Consider the following 3,820-nt stretch of genomic DNA (forward strand, 5'->3'; position numbering starts at 1 on the left):
GCCCGCACCTCGGGATCGTCGGTGAGCTGGTTCCACAGCGACGCCAGCCCCGAATGCAGATTGTCGTTGACGGCGTTGAGGGCGTCAGGCCGATTGAGGGTGATGATCCGCAACGCACCGTCCGCGGTCACCTCGATCTCGTCGGGCATTCCGTACATGTTCACACTCCCAATCCGAGTAGACGTCCGGCGATGATGTTCTTCTGAATCTGCGACGTACCGCCCATGACGCTCTGCGCCCGCGAATACAGGTACGACGACAGCAGTTCCGGGTCGGAGGTGCCGGTCACCGACAGCGCCGCATGGCCGACGGTCTGCTCGGTCCACGTCATCAGCAGTTTGTCGAGCGAGCCCTCCGAGGTATGTGAGACGCCGCCGAGCTGTTCGGACAGCCGGCGCCGCACGTGCAGCCGCAGCATCTCGGTTTCGACTGCGGCCAAAGCCAATTCGTCGGTCGGCTCATCAGTGCGCGCGACCAGTGACTGCACGGTCTTGGCGTACCGGGCCACATAGCCCAGCGTCGACGGTTCACGTTCGTGTCCGACAACGGTCATCGCCATCGCCCACCCGTCGCCGGGTTGGCCGACGATGTTGCCCGCGGGCACGCGGACGTCGTCGAAGGTGACCTGCCCGAACTCGGTGGTGATGCCGGAGATCATCTTGAGCGGCCGCTGCACGATGCCGGGCGTGTCCATCGGCACGATGAACGCCGAAATACCCCGGTGCCGAGGCACATCCGGATCGGTGCGGGCCAGCAGCAGGCACCAGTCGGCGATGTCGGAGTAGCTGGTCCAGATCTTGTGCCCATTGATGACGTACTCGTCGCCCTCCCGGACGGCGGCCGTGCGCAGCGACGCCAGATCCGAACCGGCACCCGGCTCGGAGAAGCCCTGGCACCAGCGCTCGGTGCCGTCGATCATGCCGGGCAGGAAGCGTTCCTGCAGTTTCACACTGCCGTGCCGACACAGGCCGTGCAGCAGGTAGCCCAGGCTCGGCCGGGGCGGGGCACCGGCTTTCGCGAGTTCCTCGTCGAGGATCACGTCGTATACGGGCGGCAGGTCGTGCCCACCGAACTTCGCCGGCCACGACAGCCCGAAGAAGCCTGCACCGTAAAGCGCCTGATGCCATTCGCCCTGCCGCGCCCAGTATTCGTCTCCGGAGGTCGGGAAATCCTTGGCGTTGTCGGCGAGCCAGGCGCGCAGCCGCGCGCGGAACTGCGCCTCGTCGGGCGAGTCACGATAGTCCACTGCTGATCTCCTTCAACGTGACGGGAAAGGTCTCGGTGTCCACGAGGACCCGGCGCAGATACAGGTGCGCCAGGCATTCCCAGGTGTTGCCGATGCCGCCGTGAACCTGAATCGAGTTCTCGCACACCGTCAGTGCCGACCGCGCCGCGTACACCTTGGCCATCTGCGCGGCCCGCACGGCCTCCTCGGGGTCGAGTTCATCGACGGCCCAGGCGGCGTGCCGCACGATGGAGACCATGCCCTCGATCAGGGCCAGGCCCTCGGCCAGCAGATGCGCCACGGCTTGATAGGAGCCGATGGTCTTGCCGTACTGTTCGCGGATCTTGGCGTAGTCGCACGCCAGGGCGTGTGCGCCGCGGGCGGCGCCGAGCAGGTCGGCCGCGGTGGCCACCAGTGCGAGTGCGTACCAGCGCCGGCCGTCGGCATCGGGGATCGTGCCCACCGAGTCGCCGCTACCGGCTACCTCTTTGGCCTCGCGCGTCAAGTCGGCGCACACAACGGATCCACCGGCGGCACCGAGCCGCACGGTGGTGCCGTCGAGGGTCGCCACCCGGTCGATGCCGCGAGCATCGACCGCGGTGCCGCCGACCGCGACGGTGACGCCCTCCCCGGTGCCCGAGGCGTGGCGAAGCAGGTCGTCGGCGAGGATCGGCCCGAGGAACGGTGCGTCGACGAGGCCGCGGGCGAGTTCTTCGGCAACGACGGCGACCTCGACACCCGATGCCCCGTCGGACCGCAGCGTCCGCCACCCCGAGCGTGCGAGTGCGGTGTCCAGCCTGTCGCGGCGATCGGCCGAGTCGAGGGCGGCCACCGATTCGGGTCCCAGGTCGGTGGCCAGTTTGGCGGCGGCGTCGCGCAGTTGCGCCTGCTCGCCGGTCAACCGTGCGTCCATCGGTCTCCTAACACGGATCTGGAGGTGTGAGATTCGGGGAACTTGAGAGGATGCTACCTCAGTATGAGAATATGATTCTCACAGTAATAGAACTGCAATACCGTCGTGGTTGGCAAGTGGCCGGCAGGCCCGCACCGGCACACGACGCCCAGCCCGAGCAGAGGAGAGGCCGTGTCGAGACCTCCGATGTACCAGCGCGCCACCGTCACCCGCGTCATCAAGGAGACTGCCGATGCGCGGACCTTCGTCCTGACCCCCGAGGACGGACCCATCGACTACCGCGCCGGCCAGTACTGCACCTTCCGCGTCGACGTCGACGGTGAGACGCTGCACCGCTCCTACTCGATGTCCAGTTCCCCTGACACCGACGACGAACTGCGCACCACCATCAAGCGCGTCCCGGGCGGCAAGGTGTCCAACTGGTTGCTCGACAACATCGCCGACGGCGACACCGTCGATATGACCAGGGCTTTCGGCACGTTCTGCCTGCGTGAGGGCCACCGGCCGGTGATCGGGTACAGCGGCGGCAGTGGCATCACACCGATCCTGTCGCTGGCCAAGTCGGCGCTGGCCACCACCGACCGCGACGTCTACCTGCTGTGCGCCGATCGCGACGCCGACGCCGCCATCTTCACCGCCGCCATCGATGATCTGGTCGCACGGTACCCGGAACGGCTTACCGTCCAGCGCAGCTTTGACGTCGAGAACGGCTTCCTCACCCGCGATACGGTGGCCAGGTTCCTCGGCGATCTGTCCGACGCCGACCACTACATCTGCGGTCCCGAGGCATTCATGGACGTGGTCGAGGAGGCCGTCACCGGCCGCGGCACCCTGTTCATCGAACGTTTCGGCGGTGCGACGCAGGCACCCGCCGACGCCACCACCGAACCCCCGGCCGCCGCCGACGAGGTCAGCGGCGAGATCACCATCAAGCTCGGGCGCAAGAAGGTCACCGTCTCCCGGCAGGCCGGCGAGACGATCCTGGAGGCCGCCCGGCGTGGCGGGCTCACCCCGCCGTTCTCCTGCGAGGCGGGCAACTGCGCGACCTGCATGGCCCATCTCGACGAGGGCACCGCGACGATGCGCGTCAACGACGCACTCGAGGACGACGAGATCGAGGACGGCTACACCCTGACCTGCCAAGCCGTACCGGACTGCGCCACAACTGTTGTCACGTACGAAGACTGACCAACACTAGGAAAGGTAAGACACCCATGGCCAAAGGCATCCTGCTGGTGGAGAGCCGCCCCAGCGCGCCCGAACGCGACGCCGAGTTCAACGAGTGGTATGAGAGCGTCCACATGCCCGAGGTGCTCGCCCTCGACGGCTTCGTCTCCGCCCGCCGGTTCCGCCCTGTCCGCCCGGGCGAACCCTACGTCGCTGTCTACGAGATCGACGCCGACGACGTCACGGCAGCAGCCAAGGGTGTGTTCGCGGCCGCCCAGAGCGGCGCGTTCAACATGAGCGACTCGATGCAGTTCGACCCCCCGCCCGCCATGCGCATCCTGGAACTGACCGCCGAACAATCGGCCCCGTAGCCTGCGAGGTGGGTACGTCAGGAGCCGAAAGGTCACCTGACCCTTCGCGACCCTCGCTCCTTCGTCGCAACGGCCTCAGGGATCAAGATGATTGGTCACACCCACCATCTTGATCCCCGAGGACGTTCACACAACACACCCACC

At 67.1% G+C, this 3,820-nt stretch carries 4 protein-coding genes and 1 pseudogene; 2 read left to right on the forward strand and 3 right to left on the reverse strand.

Features of this window, described 5'->3' with window-relative positions:
* The 3 genes and pseudogenes from KDB67_RS09115 to KDB67_RS09125 all read right to left on the reverse strand — a co-directional run.
* Window positions 1-158 (reverse strand): annotated as a pseudogene (locus tag KDB67_RS09115) (enoyl-CoA hydratase/isomerase family protein); the annotation flags it as partial.
* Between the two features lie 2 nt (window positions 159-160).
* A complete protein-coding gene (locus KDB67_RS09120) occupies window positions 161-1,246 on the reverse strand; it encodes an acyl-CoA dehydrogenase family protein (RefSeq protein ID WP_291015061.1) in 1,086 nt (361 codons plus the stop codon).
* Window positions 1,233-2,138 carry an acyl-CoA dehydrogenase family protein gene (locus KDB67_RS09125; RefSeq protein ID WP_291015063.1) on the reverse strand — a complete coding sequence of 302 codons (906 nt, stop codon included), beginning with the start codon at window positions 2,136-2,138 and terminating at the stop codon, window positions 1,233-1,235. Before KDB67_RS09125 ends, KDB67_RS09120 begins: the two co-directional genes overlap by 14 nt.
* 171 nt (window positions 2,139-2,309) lie before the next feature.
* On the opposite strand from KDB67_RS09125, the gene KDB67_RS09130 reads away from it, so the two are divergent.
* Both KDB67_RS09130 and KDB67_RS09135 read left to right on the forward strand, forming a co-directional pair.
* A complete protein-coding gene (locus KDB67_RS09130) occupies window positions 2,310-3,326 on the forward strand; it encodes a ferredoxin--NADP reductase (protein WP_291015066.1) in 1,017 nt (338 codons plus the stop codon).
* Window positions 3,327-3,352: 26 nt separating this feature from the next.
* Window positions 3,353-3,676 (forward strand): DUF4286 family protein, encoded by a 324-nt coding sequence (locus tag KDB67_RS09135; protein WP_291015068.1) that lies wholly within the window; start codon window positions 3,353-3,355, stop codon window positions 3,674-3,676.
* The last annotated feature ends 144 nt before the right edge of the window (window positions 3,677-3,820 follow it).

It is taken from the genome of Gordonia sp. (in: high G+C Gram-positive bacteria), assembly GCF_020438995.1.
Taxonomy (GTDB): Bacteria; Actinomycetota; Actinomycetes; order Mycobacteriales; family Mycobacteriaceae; genus Gordonia.